The organism is Dyadobacter flavalbus, from assembly GCF_006149045.1.
Classification (GTDB): Bacteria; Bacteroidota; Bacteroidia; order Cytophagales; family Spirosomataceae; genus Dyadobacter; species Dyadobacter flavalbus.
In genome coordinates, this window is the sequence record NZ_VBSN01000049.1 from 273,185 (window position 1) to 289,066 (window position 15,882).

The 15,882-nt window shown below is 46.8% G+C and carries 12 protein-coding genes; 8 read left to right on the plus strand and 4 right to left on the minus strand.

Translation table 11 applies throughout. The annotated features are described in order from the left end of the window. Positions 1 to 42: 42 nt before the first annotated feature. Complete coding sequence (locus FEM33_RS16960; RefSeq protein ID WP_139013183.1) at positions 43 to 1,734, plus strand: GMC oxidoreductase; 1,692 nt, start codon at positions 43 to 45, stop codon at positions 1,732 to 1,734. A 114-nt stretch (positions 1,735 to 1,848) separates the two neighbouring features. On the opposite strand, the gene FEM33_RS16965 is transcribed toward FEM33_RS16960, so the two are convergent. Then, the gene (locus tag FEM33_RS16965; RefSeq protein WP_139013184.1) at positions 1,849 to 2,763 is read right to left on the minus strand and encodes a helix-turn-helix domain-containing protein; all 915 of its coding nucleotides are present in this window, start codon (positions 2,761 to 2,763) and stop codon (positions 1,849 to 1,851) included. A gap of 76 nt (positions 2,764 to 2,839) precedes the next feature. Next, on the minus strand, positions 2,840 to 3,634 hold the full coding sequence (locus tag FEM33_RS16970) for an SDR family oxidoreductase (RefSeq protein ID WP_139013185.1): 795 nt from the start codon (positions 3,632 to 3,634) through the stop codon (positions 2,840 to 2,842). Positions 3,635 to 3,955: 321 nt separating this feature from the next. On the opposite strand from FEM33_RS16970, the gene FEM33_RS16975 reads away from it, so the two are divergent. The 7 genes from FEM33_RS16975 to FEM33_RS17005 all read left to right on the plus strand — a co-directional run bounded on the left by FEM33_RS16975 (position 3,956) and on the right by FEM33_RS17005 (position 13,958). Next, positions 3,956 to 4,954 (plus strand): exonuclease/endonuclease/phosphatase family protein, encoded by a 999-nt coding sequence (locus FEM33_RS16975; RefSeq protein ID WP_201747778.1) that lies wholly within the window; start codon positions 3,956 to 3,958, stop codon positions 4,952 to 4,954. Positions 4,955 to 5,086: 132 nt separating this feature from the next. After that, positions 5,087 to 6,247, plus strand: a complete 1,161-nt coding sequence (locus FEM33_RS16980) for a glycosyltransferase (RefSeq protein WP_139013187.1) — start codon at positions 5,087 to 5,089, stop codon at positions 6,245 to 6,247. Between the two features lie 33 nt (positions 6,248 to 6,280). Next, on the plus strand, positions 6,281 to 7,261 hold the full coding sequence (locus FEM33_RS16985) for a lysylphosphatidylglycerol synthase transmembrane domain-containing protein (protein ID WP_161597170.1): 981 nt from the start codon (positions 6,281 to 6,283) through the stop codon (positions 7,259 to 7,261). Then, on the plus strand, positions 7,261 to 8,436 hold the full coding sequence (locus FEM33_RS16990; protein WP_139013189.1) for a glycosyltransferase family 4 protein: 1,176 nt from the start codon (positions 7,261 to 7,263) through the stop codon (positions 8,434 to 8,436). Before FEM33_RS16985 ends, FEM33_RS16990 begins: the two co-directional genes overlap by 1 nt. Before the next feature lie 124 nt (positions 8,437 to 8,560). Then, positions 8,561 to 11,191 (plus strand): CBM96 family carbohydrate-binding protein, encoded by a 2,631-nt coding sequence (locus FEM33_RS16995; RefSeq protein ID WP_139013190.1) that lies wholly within the window; start codon positions 8,561 to 8,563, stop codon positions 11,189 to 11,191. 136 nt (positions 11,192 to 11,327) lie between these two features. Next, the gene (locus FEM33_RS17000) at positions 11,328 to 11,681 is read left to right on the plus strand and encodes a hypothetical protein (protein WP_139013191.1); all 354 of its coding nucleotides are present in this window, start codon (positions 11,328 to 11,330) and stop codon (positions 11,679 to 11,681) included. 117 nt (positions 11,682 to 11,798) lie between these two features. Continuing rightward, entirely contained in the window at positions 11,799 to 13,958 is a 2,160-nt protein-coding gene (locus FEM33_RS17005) for a CBM96 family carbohydrate-binding protein (RefSeq protein ID WP_139013192.1), read from the plus strand. A gap of 230 nt (positions 13,959 to 14,188) precedes the next feature. Here the strand turns inward: FEM33_RS17005 and FEM33_RS17010 are convergent, their stop codons facing one another. Both FEM33_RS17010 and FEM33_RS17015 read right to left on the minus strand, forming a co-directional pair. Then, on the minus strand, positions 14,189 to 15,103 hold the full coding sequence (locus FEM33_RS17010) for a helix-turn-helix domain-containing protein (RefSeq protein WP_139013193.1): 915 nt from the start codon (positions 15,101 to 15,103) through the stop codon (positions 14,189 to 14,191). Positions 15,104 to 15,137: 34 nt separating this feature from the next. Next, on the minus strand, positions 15,138 to 15,875 hold the full coding sequence (locus FEM33_RS17015) for an SDR family oxidoreductase (protein WP_139013194.1): 738 nt from the start codon (positions 15,873 to 15,875) through the stop codon (positions 15,138 to 15,140). Positions 15,876 to 15,882 lie beyond the last annotated feature (7 nt).

Here is a 15,882-nt window from a genome sequence, read left to right on the forward strand (position 1 = left end):
TTTCAGCTTCATCGTTTTTAGTTTTAAAATACAAAATTCAGGATGCAGGAAAATACATTTGATGCGATTGTGATCGGTTCGGGCATCAGCGGCGGATGGGCTGCCAAGGAACTTTGTGAAAAAGGAATGAAAACCCTCGTTCTGGAAAGAGGAAGAAACATCGTACACAATCAGGATTATCCCACCGCCCACAAAGCGCCTTGGGAACTGGAACACCGGGGACGTATGCCGCGCCGGTTTCTGGATGAAAATCCGCTGATTTCCAAAGCAGCTGGCTTCGAAGAAGCGACTGCGCATTTTTTTATCAGAGACAAAGACCATCCGTATGTTCAGGAAAAGCCTTTTGACTGGATTCGCGGCTATCAGGTTGGAGGCAAGTCACTGACATGGGGCCGGGCAACGCAGCGGTGGAGCGATTTCGAGTTTTCGGCCCCGGCGCGTTTCGGGTACGGGCTTGACTGGCCGATCCGGTATGCCGACGTTGCGCCGTGGTACTCACACGTGGAGAAATTCATCGGCATTTGCGGCAGCAAAGATGGCATTGAAGCCATGCCGGACGGCGAATTCCTTCCGCCTTTTGATTTCAACTGCGTCGAATCCGCCATTCAGCAATCCATCCGAAAAAACTATCCCGACCGGTTTATGGTGCATGCCCGCTGGGCACATCTGACGCAGCCAAAAGAGATTCATCTCAAACAGGGACGCGGACAATGTCAGGCGCGCAACATGTGCATGCGCGGATGTCCGTATGGCGGCTATTTCAGTTCGGTTTCCTCCACTTTGCCCTGGGCACAAAATACCGGCAACCTCACGGTCCGGCCTCATTCCGTGGTGCATTCCATTATGTATGATGAAAAAGCAGGCAAGGCCAAAGGTGTCCGGATTATCGATGCCGAAACGCATGAAGCGACCGAATTTTTTGCCAAGATCGTTTTTGTAAATGCGTCCGCGCTGAACTCCAACCTGATCCTGCTGAACTCCACTTCCGCAAGGTTTCCGGACGGACTGGGCAACGACAACGGCCTGCTGGGCAAATACATCTGTTTTCACAATTACCGCGGGTCGGTCAGTGCGGGTATGGACGGGTTTCTGGATAAATACTATTACGGACGCAACCCAACGGAACCGATTATTGCCAATTACCGGAACCTTCATAAACAGGAAACGGACTATTTTGGCGGTTTTACCACATTCACAGGCGCTTACCGCGCGCGCCAGAATGCCGGGTCAACCGAAGTGCCTTTCGGACAGGAACTGAAAGAAGCTTTTACCAGACCGGGAGGCTGGCGGACGTACATGTACATGCAGGGCGAGACCGTTCCCAAAGCGGAAAACCACGTCAGGCTAAGCGCCGACAAAGTCGATGAATGGGGAATTCCGCTGCTGGTTACTTCCGTTGGCTACGACGATAATGACGAAAGAATGCTGAAAGACTTCCTGAAAGAAAGTACGGAAATGCTGGAAAAAGCAGGCTGCAAGGATATAGAAGCGCATGACAGCAAACAGCCTCCCGGCTTGGACATTCATGAAATGGGCGGTGTAAGGATGGGAAAAGATCCGAAAACTTCGCTTCTTAACGAATGGAACCAGCTGCACCATTGCAAAAACGTATTTGTAACGGACGGCGCCTGCATGACCAGCACAGGAAACCAGAGCCCTTCCATCCTTTACATGGCGCTTACGGCAAGGGCTGTGGATCATGCAGCCGGTGAATTAAGAAAAGGAAATCTGTAGTACTTCGACAACATTAATTCCGGTTAAACCATAAGCATATGATTGTGGAATTTGCTTTATGGAATCCTGTATACAGCGGATCTAAAAATTTTAATAACGCTCTATTACAATGATTCAATTAAAACTGGCTCTGAATTCCAGCGGAGATAACTGTGTCTTGGACTTGAAAAACTTATTGAACGACTGCGGATGCTCGAAGCCCAGCTGATACGCAATTTCTCCGACCGTAAGATTGCTGATCGTCAGGTTTTCTTTCGCTTTTTCAATCAGCCGCATATGAATGTGCTGCTGTGTATTGTGGCCTGTCAGCGTCCGCAGCAGGTCACCCAAATATTTTGGCGAAATATTCAGCTGCCCGGCAAGAAACTGCACCGTCGGCAAGCCTTTCAGCAATGCGGTCTGATCATCAAAATAGGCATCCAGTATTTTGTCCAGCTTTTCGAGTAATGCGTTGTTCAGGGGTTTTCGGGTAATAAATTGTCGCTTATAAAATCGCTGACTGTAACTCAGCAGCAATTCAATCTGCGAAATCAGCACGTCCTGACTCACGTCATCTATGGCCGTTTCCAGTTCGTCGTCAATGTTCCTTCCGATTGTGCTGATGATGGCTCTTTCCCTGCCGGCAAGATGCAGCGACTCATTGACAGCATAACCAAAAAAACCGTACGTTTTGATTTTGGCATCCAGCGGATAATTCCGCAGAAAATCGGGGTGAACGAGCAAGGTAAAACCCGAACCGGCAGCAGCCGTTTCCAGGCCCGTCAGCGGCTGACCGGGCGACGTAAAGAACATGCCGCCTTCTTCAAAATCGTAAGTCGTCTGCCCGTACCGCATCCGGCAGCCCGCCGATTCATTATAGGTAATGTTGTAGAAATCCATGACAAACGGAAGTGCCAGCATCTCACGCGTAATTTCCACTTTACTGTAATCCAGCATGCTGATCAGCGGATGCAAAGGACGCGGCAACCCGAAAGCGAGCTGCATTTCTGCAATAGAATGAAAAACCCGGATTTTATTTCTCTGTTCCATAATAGGATTTTATAGATGCCGGAAAATATGGAAATGATTTTACCGGCATGTCATCATGGTGTTCGAATGTAATTAATTATGCAAGCATTTTTTTCATTGTCTCCCTGAACGCCTCGTCACCTCCGGCAAGCCGCTGCGCATACAGGCTTTTTGCATCTTCGCCGCATACATAACGCAGGGTATTCCGGCCATCGGTCGCCGCGCCATATACGACTTCTGCAATCTGTTCTGCAGTGGTTACGTTTTCGCCATATGCGATCAGTGCCATAAACCGGTTCATCAAATTTTCGTAGGCAGGATGGGAAACAGTCACCGACCGGTCCCCGATTTCCGTTGCAACCAGGCCGGGTTCAATCGTTTTGATGCCGATGCCCACTTCGTTTAACTCGTATGACAGGCTTTCGCTCCATCCTTCCAGTGCCCATTTGCTTGCATCATACATGGAACTTACGGGAAATCCCATCAGCCCCGCCGATGATCCCGTCGTGATGAAAAGCCCGTAGCCTTTTTCACGGAAATAAGGAATAAAAGCCTGTGTTACCCGCACCACACCGAAGAAGTTCGTTTCCATCTGTGCCACCAGCTGCTCGTCGGCCATGGCTTCCAGCACGCCCAGCAGCGCATATCCTGCATTGTTGAAGACCACATCTATGTCATTTTGTGCCAGCGCCTGCTGCACGGTTTCCCTGATTTGCGCCGGATTGTTTACATCCAGCGGCAGCAGGGTTACATTTTCAAGCAGATTCAGTTCTTTCTCGTTTTCCGGCTTACGCATGGTAGCGATTACATTCCAGCCTTTTGCAGCAAAAAGTTTTGCAGTTGCCTTACCTATTCCGGCCGATGCGCCTGTAATAAAAATGGTCTTTTTCATTTCTGTTTATCTGATATTGAGATGCAAATCTCCTTAAATAACGCAGGTTGTTTGTAGCGAAACCGGAGTATATTGTAGCCAAAATGATAAGCTGAACCTTTCTTCTGAAATCTTTTTAACTGCTCCCGCCTTAAAGCAGCGGACAACAGGAATAAGTTCCGCCCTGCATTCGATGCATGTGAATTCCGTAACGTGCGGCGGGTAGATTCCTGGCTGAAACCAAATCGGGCCATTCGGGCATTATTTAACAATTCATTAATAATCCGGAACCATCCGGGTGATATCTGAATGCTAATTTTGGCCAAACCTAAACATAAAGGAATGCCGGCCTCAACAATCAGAATCAGGTACAACAAGCTTGCTGCATGGTCTTTGTTCATTTTACTTATATTATGGTCCGGCACGGAATCGACCAACGGCTCGGGCATTCCAGGTTTCCTGAAACCCGAAAATGCATCCGGCCTGAAAGTAGCAGAAGCCGGTGAATTCTCCGTCATCACGTATAACATTGCCGGTTTGCCCGCCATTATTTCCAGCGCTGCAACAGAAAGATCATCCAGCATTGCCGAAATCGGGCTGCGGTTAAACCGTTTTGACATTGTCCATGTTCAGGAGGACTTCAACTATCATGAAAATCTGTACGCTCAGGGAAACACCCATGCTTTCCGCACCGAAACCAAAGGCGGCGTGCCGCTCGGGGATGGCCTGAATACCCTTTCCAGATACCCGGTCCGGGATCTGCGCCGGATTACGTGGAATGATTGCACCGGAGCCGACTGCCTCACGCCGAAAGGTTTTACGTTCAGCCGTATAGAAGTGGCAAAAAATGTATTCATTGACTTTTACAACATTCATGCAAATGCCTATAATGATCTGCCGGCAGCTGCGGCAAGAAGAAAAAACATGGCGCAGTTTTCGGAGTATATCAAAATTCACTCCCATGACAATGCAGTAATTGTCATGGGCGATCTTAACGGGCATTACAGTTATTTTTATGACAATATCAAACTGCTCAATACAGAAAACAAACTGGAAGATGTATGGACATCATTCGTGCATAAAAACAGGTTTCCTCCGGTTCATAAAGATTTGCCCGTCAGCAACATTCTTTCCATAAATGAAAGCAGTGAAACGATTGACAAAATCCTTTTCCGCAGCAGCAGACTGCTTGAAATTCATGTAAGTGATTATCAATTGCAAAATTTGCTTTTCCTGAATCAGGACGGCATTCCATTGTCCGATCATCACCCGGTCAGCGCGCAGTTCAGCTGGAATCTGAAAAAGAATACCGGGAAAGAAAAAGAAACAAGCAAGCCCTGACAAGCCTTCAATTGACAAACACGGTAATCAGAGAACCGAATTCAATTGTCCGGCTGGCTGCATTCAGGTTCCGCTTAAACCATTGCCGCCTTATCAACATTTCAAAGGATTTTCCAGGCATTATTCCAGCGTATGAAAAAAATCAAAATTGCCTTTTTTGCAGAAATACTGATTGAAGACTTTGACGGAGCATCGCGTACCATGTTTCAGATCATTAAAAGAATTCCAGACGAACAGTTCGAATTTCTGTTTATATGCGGCAAGGGACCTGAAAAGATTTCCGGCTTTGATTGCATTGCAGTTCCGACAGTAACTTTGCCCGTTAACCATCATTACACGATGGCGCTGCCTTATCTGGCAGAAGAAAAACTAAACCGGAAACTGGCCGGTTTTGGTCCGGATATCATTCACATTGCAACGCCGTCGCTGCTTGGCAGTTTTGCATTGAAATACGCACGTGAAAATCATTTGCCGGTCCTCACCATTTACCATACCCATTTTATTTCCTATCTGGATTATTACCTCAGCAAAACACCGTTTCTGATAAACTTTGCAAAATCAAAAATGATTTCAACACAGAGAAATTTTTATAATTACTGCGACATCATCTATGTGCCTTCTGAAAGTATTGCCTTTGAAATGCAGCATATGGGCATAGAACAACACAGAATAAAAATATGGAAGCGCGGCATCGATACAACGCTTTTCTCACCCCATAAACGCAATGTCGGTTCATTAAGGCTTTTAACAAAAAATAACCGCATCAATATCTTATTTGCGAGCAGGCTGGTCTGGGAAAAAAACCTGGAAACCCTGATCAGGATTTATGATTATTGTGAAAGCAAAAACCTGGATTTCAACTTTATCATTGCCGGCAGCGGAACTGCAATGAAAGCCTGCCGGCAGCGCATGAAAAATGCTTTTTTCACAGGCAGTCTTTCGCATGAAAAACTGTCGGAACTGTATGCGTCAGCCGATATTTTCCTTTTCACATCTGTAACCGAGACTTACGGCAACGTTGTTCTGGAAGCGATGGCGTCGGGCCTGCCCTGCGTAATTGCAGACGGCGGCGGTTCTCAGGACTTTATCAATCAGGGCATTAACGGATTCAAATGCCAGCCGGAGAATGAAGCGGATTATGTTGAGAAAATCCAGACGCTGATCCGGAATAATGCATTGAGGGAAATGATCTCGGATAACGGACGCCGGTACAGTCTTGGATTCGACTGGAACAAACTGACGAATATTTACTTTGATGAGCTGCATAATCTGGCCGGAATCCTGCATGCCTGATTAACGGAAAGTATGAAACCTGGAAAGAGAATTTTGAAGATTGTTATTACAATTGCAATACTGATTTCATTTGCCGTTCTTATTAAAACAACAGATCTGCATAAAGTAATTTCATCGATCCGTCTGATCGGTTTTCGCTTTACTTTACTGTTGCTTTTAACGTTTGTTGCGTACCTGTTTGCTGCAATCGGCTGGAAATACTGTTTCAGAAAAGAAGCCAGAATTCTGGCAGTCCGTGATTTGTTTATCATTCGGCACATCGGCGAAATGCTGAGCCTTGTCAATCCGGCCAGTGTCATCGGCGGAGAAGCAATGAAGATTTACATGCTTCAGAATAAAGGCATTGAAAAGACCGATATTGTTGCTTCCGTTCTGATTGCAAGAGTCATGATGGCCCTAACGCAGGTTGCGGTTTTTCTGGTTTCACTTGCAGTTGTTTATTCATCCAATACGCCGTTATTTGATTTTTTTCCAACTGCCGGATTACAGCCTGCTGCTGTATTTATAGTATTAACGATGCTGATTGTCCTTTCTGGTAACCGTATATACATGCAGCCATTGTATAAAAATTCCGGACTTTATTCCTTCATGAAAAACCTTGTCCGGAAATGGGAAATAAAGCAGATCATAAAAGCCATGAACCACTTTTTCCGGAACGATTCAAAAGGGCTTGCATGCTGCACCTTATTCTTTTTCATGCACTGGATAATCGGCTCGCTGGAAATATATTTTATTTTGCTTTTTCTCGGTATAAAAGCGGGCATATTTCAGATTATTCTTGTGGATATGGGTATTGTGCTGTTTAAAGCTGCCGGCGCTTTCATTCCGGGGCAAATCGGAGTGGAAGAAATAGGAAATAAAATCATGCTCGGGTTTATCGGCATTACGGATTATGAAATCTGGATTACGGTTTCCATTCTGAGACGGACACGCCAGCTTTTCTGGATCGTAACCGGATTAACGGCGTACATGATTTACAGTAAAAAACCCGGAAACCTGCCGGATCTTTCCTGATGGAAATATTATTTGTAAGCCATAAATTCCCTCCGTCTGTTGGCGGAATGGAAAAGCAAAGTTTTGAACTTGTTAACGGAATGAAACAGTTTGCAACCGTACATTCCATTGTTTACAGCGGGCAGGAAAGCAGGGCTGTTTTCTTTTTTTCCCTTGAAAGAAGGATTCTGGAAACGCTCCGGAAATTTCCTTCCATTTCCGTTATCCATTTTAATGATGCGCTGATAGCTTCCTTTTGTTTACGGCATAAAAGTTACAATCATTTGTTCCGGGCGGTCACTGTACACGGTCTGGATGTCGTATTTCCAAGTGCCATTTACCAGAAGTTTATACTTCCGGCATTTAACCGGTTTGATCTGATCATTGCTGTAAGCCAGGCATGTGCGTCGGCCTGCATTGCTCGCGGAATTGCACCGGAAAAAGTAGCGGTTATCCCCAACGGCGCAGACCATTCCCTTCTGAACACAAAACAGAATGAAAATTTCCATGAAACCTTCAGGCAGGAATATGGCATTGATCTTGATGGAAAAACCATACTGACTGCGCTCGGAAGGCCGGTTAAAAGAAAAGGGTTTTCATGGTTTATTCAGCATGTCCTGCCGCAGCTGAAAGGAAATTTCGTATTCCTGCTCATTGGTCCATTTGAAAAAACAAGATCCTGGAGCGACCGCCTTTTTTACTGCCTTCCTGAAATTGTACGTTCAAAAGTGGAGTTGTTTCTGGGTTATCCTTCGGATGAAAACCGGATCCGGAATCTTTTGCACAGAAAAACGGATAGCAAAGTATTTCACCTGGGGAAGCTTTCCCATGAAGGTTTACATCAGGTTCTGGCAGCAACCGATGCATTTGTAATGCCGAATATTCGGGTTGCAGGCGATATGGAAGGGTTCGGTCTGGTTTGTCTGGAAGCAAGCTTGTGCGGTGCATGGGTATTTGCATCGCGGATTGACGGCATTCCGGATGCGGTTCATCATTCCAAAAACGGCACTTTGATCAACCCGGGAAATGCTCCGGACTGGGCTGCCGCGCTGAATGCCTTCATCAGCGATCCGGCCGGATTCAACAGCCAGTCACAGACAGCAAGGACTTACACAGCAGAAAATTTCGGATGGACAAAAATGGTGGAATGCTACCTGAAGTTTTTTCAGGATTTGAATTCTGGCCAGAAAGGATAAGCATTTAGAGGCTGATCCTGCGTCTGGACGCAGCAGATTTACCGTTAAATAAGTTTGTATTGCCGGTAGCATGATTTTTCTAATTTACATTCTGTAACTATGAATCTACTTAACCGACAATCAGATGAAGAATCCTTTACTTCGTAACCATCTTATCAAATCCCTGCTTGCCTTCGTCGTCTTTGCTCAGGCAAGCGTTTTTGCGCAGCCGGTAATTCAATGGGACAAAACCATTGGCAGCAACGGTTACGATGATCTCAAATCGATTATGCAGGATGCTAACGGTGAATACTTGCTGACTGGTACCGGCGCATGGGCACAAATCAGCGGTGACCGCACGGAGGCCGGCCTTGAGGAAGATCCCTGGATCGTTAAACTCAGGCCCGACGGGACAAAGAAATGGGATGATATTGTTACGCCGCTCTCCGGCCCGGACTGGGTTTACATGGCAGTAAGGACGAGTGACGGCGGACTGGCAATTGCCGGCAGCACGGAAACGGCCTATTTTATACGAAAGCTCGACTACCAGCGAAACGTACAATGGGCTAAATACTTTTCTTCAGATTCCGATGCCGGGATTGAAATTGGTTTTGGTGAAATTCATGAAACGGCAGACGGAGGCATTATCGTGGGCATGAGCAGTACAGGCGGGGCAAAGCCGGCGCAGGGAAAAGACGAAGCAAGTGTTGGCGGTTATGATTACTGGATTATCAAGTTTTCAGCGGACGGCCAGGTTCAATGGAACAACACGATCGGAGGAACCGGATCGGATATCTGCAGAACGGTCCGGCAAACAACGGATGGTGGCTACATTGTGGGCGGCTCCTCCAATTCCGGAATAGGCTTTGACAAAACAGAAGCACCCGTTACCGGCAGTGATATGTGGATTGTGAAACTGGATGCCAACGGAGTGGTTAGCTGGGACAAGACAATCGGTGGTCCCGCTCCTACCAGCCTTATACAAACCGCTGATGGCGGATACGTTGCGGGGGGTTATTCATCGGCAAATGCCGGCGGTGACAAATCCGAGAATTCAAAGGGCGGGGTTGACATGTGGATCGTCAAACTTACTTCGTACGGGTCAGTTATCTGGGACCGGACTATAGGCGGTACCGGCGATGACTACTGTCTTGCAGTAATCGAACAGCCCGATGGCAGCATCATTGCAAGCGGCCAGACGGGATCAGGAGCCGGCGCTGACAAGACAGAGGCAAGCTGGGGCTTAACGGACCTGTGGGTTGTAAAATTGAGCGGAAGCGGAGTAAAAGTTTGGGACAAGACATTAGGCGGATCGCTGATAGACCGCGCAGAAAGAAATTCGCTGATTTCAACTTTGGACGGCGGGTTTATTGTCGGAGGAACGTCAGGCTCCAATGCCAGCGGAAACAAAACGGAAAATTCAAGAGGAGGTGATGACTACTGGGTTGTAAAATTTGCTCCAGAACCGTCACTTGCTGCAAGCCCAATCCGGATCAATGCCGGCGGACAGGCATTTACTACCGCTACCAAAAAACTGTTCATTGCTGATCAGTACTACGCCGGCCTGGACCGCACCAGTTCCATTGCAAGCGGCGATATTTTGAACACAAGCAATGACGTATTGTACCGTTCAGCCCGCTGTTCTCCATCATTCAGCTATAACATTCCGGTTCCTAATGGTGAAGTAAGTGTATACCTGCATTTTGCCGAAACGTACTATGGCGCTCCGGGCAAAAAAGGCGGAAAAGGCAGCAGACAGTTTCACGTCAACATGGAAGGCAGCCGGAAGCTGACCAACTACGATATCTTTGCCAAAGCTGGCGGAGCCATGCTTGCCACAGCAGAAACCTTTACCGTCAACGTCACAGACGGCATGCTCAACATCGACTTTCTGACCGGAGCTGCGGATCTGCCTAGGGTTTCAGCCATTGAAGTCCTGCCTTCCCCGCAGCGCACGCTGACCTTTACTCCTCAGGCTGATGCCACCGTCCGCGATGGAATTTACCAGAATCAGAACTTTGGTTCAGATCCCTTGCTTGGTACCAAAGGTTATGTCGGCACACCCCGTGACCTTCAGCGGGTAAGTTACTTGAAATTTGCCATACCCGGAATTACTAATGTCAAGTCGGCAAAACTTCGGGTATATGGGAAAAATCACGAGAACATGGAAGGAATAACGCTGGTTGCCGGGGGGGTTTTGGATGACTCCTGGACCGAAAACGGAATTACCAAGGCGAATGCTCCTTCCTATTTAGATCCAACTGCAGAAGCAAGGGTGCTGGTCAACGGTGAATTGAAATACCGGGATCTGGATGTAACTGAATTTGTCAGAATGCAAGCGACCGGTGACAAAGTTGTGAGCCTGGCATTGGCTACGCGTTCCATCCGGCTATTGAATTTTCACAGCAAAGAGAATCCATCCGGCTTTGTGCCGCAGCTGGTGATTGTGACGGATAACACGATCAATCAGGTTACACGGTTAGGAAATGAAATTGAAGCTGAACCGAAGGCCGAAGATGCCCTGAGCTCTGTCATATACCCCAACCCTGCCAAAGACCACATCATGCTGGAAGTCTCTTCCGGCCACAAGAGCGAAGTGGATCTGGAATTAACAAACTTGGCAGGCAGCCGGTTCCGGTTGCAGCGCCCTGAGATCGAAGCCAATTCATCCAGACTGAAAGTTGGCCTGCCCGCCCAATTGCCAGCAGGTATGTATCTTTTGAAAGTCCGGTCCAAGGAGTTTTCGGAAGTGCTTAAAGTGCTCGTAAAGGAGTAGTATGGCCTAAAAGACATAGTTTATGAGAAAGCCGCCTGTCCTTGTGGATGCACCAAGTAACTTTTACTTTGAAAGATTCCGGAATACTCCTGACATTATTAAGTTGTAACTACGAATTTACCTAACCAAATATCTAATGAAAAATAATATACGTTTTAAGCGTCTTATCAAGTTTCTGCTTGCATTAATTGTCTTCGCTCATGCAAGTGTTCTTGCCCAGCCTGCTATTCAGTGGCAGAAAACGATTGGAGGGAACCAGTATGATCAGGTCAATGCGATTATTTCAACTTCTGATGGCGGGTATATTCTTGGAGGGTATTCAAATTCTCTAATTAGCGGTGATAAAAGTGAAGAAATCCCTTATGGTCAATCCTACTGGATTGTTAAAGTTACTGCTGATGGTATCAAAGAGTGGGACAAAACCATAGGACAAGGTAACAATGGTGATGATCAATTAACCAGCGTTTTGGAAACCGATGACGGAGGTTAACTTTTAGGAGGAGCATCAAATTACAGTGCCTGGGTTGTAAAACTTGACCATAACAAGGAAAAGCAATGGGAGAAATTTCTTTCTGGCCCGGAAGGAACCGGAACCGGCTTTGCTTCTATGCAAAAAACCACTGACGGTGGCTATATTCTGGGATTAAGTTCAGACGGTGATAAAAGTTCAACAAAAAGTGAGGATAATATAGGTGGCTATGGTGATTATGATTACTGGGTAGTTAAGCTTAGCGTAGATGGAAACGTTGAATGGGATAATACTATCGGAGGCATCAATAATGAGCGGTTAGTAAATATTCAGCAAACCTCTGATGGTGGGTATATACTGGGTGGATGGTCAGTTTCAGGAATCAGTGGTGATAAATCAGAAGCATCCAAAGGGAACTCCGATTATTGGATAGTAAAACTTAACCAACGTGGAACAGCTGAGTGGAATAAAACGATTGGAGGAAGTGGATATGATGATTATGGTTTAATTCTTAATGCATCTGATGGTGGGTACATTATTGCAGGCAATTCTGATTCTCCCGTAAGTGGAAATAAAACAAAAGATGCTGTGGGATATTGGGTCGTTAAAGTGTCTGTAAATGGCCAGGTTGAATGGGATCAGGTTTTAACTGGCGGTACTTTTTTGAATTCGTTTATTAATACGTTGGATGGAGGCTATATACTTGGCGGTTATGCTAAGGGAGCTGCTTTTGGAGATAGATCCCAGGGAACACAAGGCGATTTTGATATGTGGATTATCAAAATATCGGCTAATGGAACAAAGATCTGGGACAAAACAATAGGTGGCAGCAGTACAGACATGCTACCAACAATCTTGCAAACCCCAGATGGAGGTTATTTGCTGGGAGGTACTTCCAATTCAAATGTAAGCGGGGAGAAGACTGAAAGTTCTAAAGGTGAATACGACTACTGGATTGTAAAACTTGCTCCCGAAAACCCAACACTCCCATCAACCCCGATCCGCATCAACGCAGGTGGTCCTGCTTTTACAACTGCCACAAAAAAGCTGTTCATAGCCGATAAATATTACGCCGGCATCGATCGTGTCAGCTCCATTGCAACCAGCGATATTACAAATACAAGCAATGACATACTGTATCAGTCCGCACGGTGTTCGCCTTCGTTCAGCTACAATATACCGGTTCCCAATGGCGAGGTAAGCGTATACTTACACTTTGCTGAAACGTACTTCGGGGCTCCGGGCAAAAAAGGCGGAAAAGGCAGCAGACAGTTTCATGTCAACATGGAAGGCGTCCGCAAGCTGACCAACTATGACATCTTTGCCAAAGCAGGCGGAGCCATGCTTGCCACGGCAGAAACCTTCACCGTCAACGTTACAGACGGCATGCTCAACATCGACTTTCTGAGCGGAGCTGCGGATCTGCCACGGGTTTCAGCCATTGAAGTCCTGCCTTCCCCGCAGCGTACCCTGACTTTTACCCCTGAGGCCGATGCCACCGTCCGCAATGGAATTTACCAGAATCAGAACTTTGGTTCAGACCCCTTGCTGGGTACCAAAAGCTTTATCGGTTCACCCCGTGACTCCCGGGACCTTGAGCGGGTAAGTTATTTGAAATTTGCTATACCCGGGATTACTAATGTCAAGTCGGCAAAACTTCGGGTATATGGAAATAATCATGAGAACATGCAAGGGATAACGCTGGTTGCCGGGGGTGTTTTGGATGACTCATGGACTGAAAATGGAATTACCAAGGCAAATGCTCCTTCTTATCTGAACCCAGCTACGGAGACAAGGGTGCAAGTCAACAGTGAATTAAAATACCGGGATTTGGACGTAACTGAATTTGTCAGATCTCAGGCATCTGGCGACAAAGTTGTGAGCTTGGCAATGGCTACGCGTTCCATGCGGCTATTGAATTTTCACAGCAAAGAAAACCCGTCCGGCTTTGCGCCGCAGCTGGTGATTGTAACGGATAACACGATCAATCAGGTTACACGGTTAGGAAATGAAATTGAAGCTGAACCGAAGGCCGAAGATGCCCTGAGCTCTGTCATATACCCCAACCCTGCCAAAGACCACATCATGCTGGAAATTTCTTCCGCCCACAAGAGCGAAGTGGATCTGGAATTAACAAACTTGGCAGGCAGCCGGTTCCGGTTGCAGTGCCCTGAGATCGAAGCCAATTCATCCAGACTGAAAGTTGGCCTGCCCGGCCAGTTGCCAGCGGGTATGTATCTTTTGAAAGTTCGGTCCAAAGAGTTTTCAGAAGTGCTTAAAGTGCTTGTAACGGAGTAGCCAGACGCTAAATGCAGCATAAACAAAAAAGCCGCCGATCCTGATGGATGAGCGGCTTTTTTGTAGCTGTTTATTTCGCAAAGAAAGTAGTTTTCGTAAGTACAGGAAGCTGCTATTTATTACTTATTAAGTAAAAAATCTATTCACATCCGTTAACCAATATATTCAGAAGCGACAAGGGAAACAATCAAATTTTTTGTGACTGAACAATGCGTCATTAAGCGCAAAACTCAGTTGAAGGATTGCCGGAAAGCCAGCGGAGAAAAATTTGTTTTTGTTTTGAACAGACGGCTGAAAGACTGCGGATAATCAAAACCCAGTTCAAATGCGATTTCAGAAACCGACAAGTTTGAAGTAGACAATTTCTCCTTGGCTTTCTCCACAAGCTTTTCGTGGATATGATGCAAAGCATTTTCTCCGGTCAGCGAACGCAGCATGTCGCTCAGATAACTGGCGGACATGCCCAGCTTTTCTGCCAGAAATTGCACAGTCGGAATTCCGTTTTCGGATGACTTTCCGCTATTCATATAGTCATCCAAAACAGCTTCCATTCTTTGCAGCAGGTCATTGGCGGCGGGTTTTCTGGTGATGAACTGACGCCCGTAAAAACGGTTGCTGTAATGGAGCAGCAGTTCAATCTGGGATATAAGCACGTCCTGACTGAAATGGTCAATCCTGCTGTTAAGCTCTTCTTCGATGATATTGAAAACAGAAAATACAACCGTCCGTTCTTTGTCAGAAAGATGCAATGCTTCATTGGCTGCATAGGTAAAGAAACTGTACTGCCTGATTGTCCCGGCAAGCGGGTAAGACAGGAAAAAGTCGGGATGAACAAGCAGGATATAGCCTGAACTTGCCTGACCGCCGGGACTTTCAAAAATCTGACCGGGTGCTGTAAATACAAGCCCGCCTTCGCCGAAGTCATAATAATTTTGTCCGTATCTGGCTTTGCCGCACAGGCTGGTTTTGTAGGCAATCTTGTAAAACGGCAGAACAATCGACGGAGGTAACGCATCCGGACTGATCGTCATGTCCTCAATCTTTATAAAACTGACCATCGGATGAACGGGCTTCGGCAGCCCGAACACACGGTGGAAATCATTCAGTGATTCAAATCTGTATAAGGCCGGAACTTCTGTTTTCATGACGTAAATATACTGAACTTTAAGCTGATATAACTCACCAGGGCGTTACGCCTGTCTCCGGGTTATATTCCTCACTGAAAAACTGACCCGTAGGCCCTTCTTCGCCGATCATGGCATATCGGGCAATGCGCATGCCGCCTTCTTCTGCGGTGCCCGTGCCACGGTGCCCGTTGAAATCAGTCGCTACAAAGCCGGGGCACACGGCGTTGACCTTAAACGGTGTGCCGCGCAGCTCGTAAGCCAGCGTGATGGTGAACATGTTCAATGCAGCCTTGGAAGCCGGGTAAACGGCCGCCTTGTGGCTGTAATATTTCCAGCCGGGATCGCTGTGCAAGGTTAAAGAGCAGCCGCTCGAAGATACATTCACAATACGCGGCTGCGGCGAGTTACGGAGCAAATCGATAAATGCCTGCGTTACCCGCACCACTCCATACAAATTGGTATCGAATACCTCGCGAAACTGATCCATATTGGCTTCCAGAGCCGACTGCGGCAATCCGCCGTTGATCCCGGCATTGTTAATCAGTACATCCAGCACCTGCGTCTTTTCTCCGATTGCAAGGCGGGCAGCCTGCACCGATACCGAATCGGTTACATTCAGCTGTATTGCCTCAGCATTTTCCAGACCTTCCTCTTTCAGCATTTCCAATGCTTTCAAACCGTTTTCCAGATTGCGGCTTCCCAGATATACATAATATCCCTGCCGAAGAAGCTGGCGGGCTGTTTCGAAACCAACACCTTTGTTGGCCCCGGTAATCAGAACTGTTTTCATAATTCGG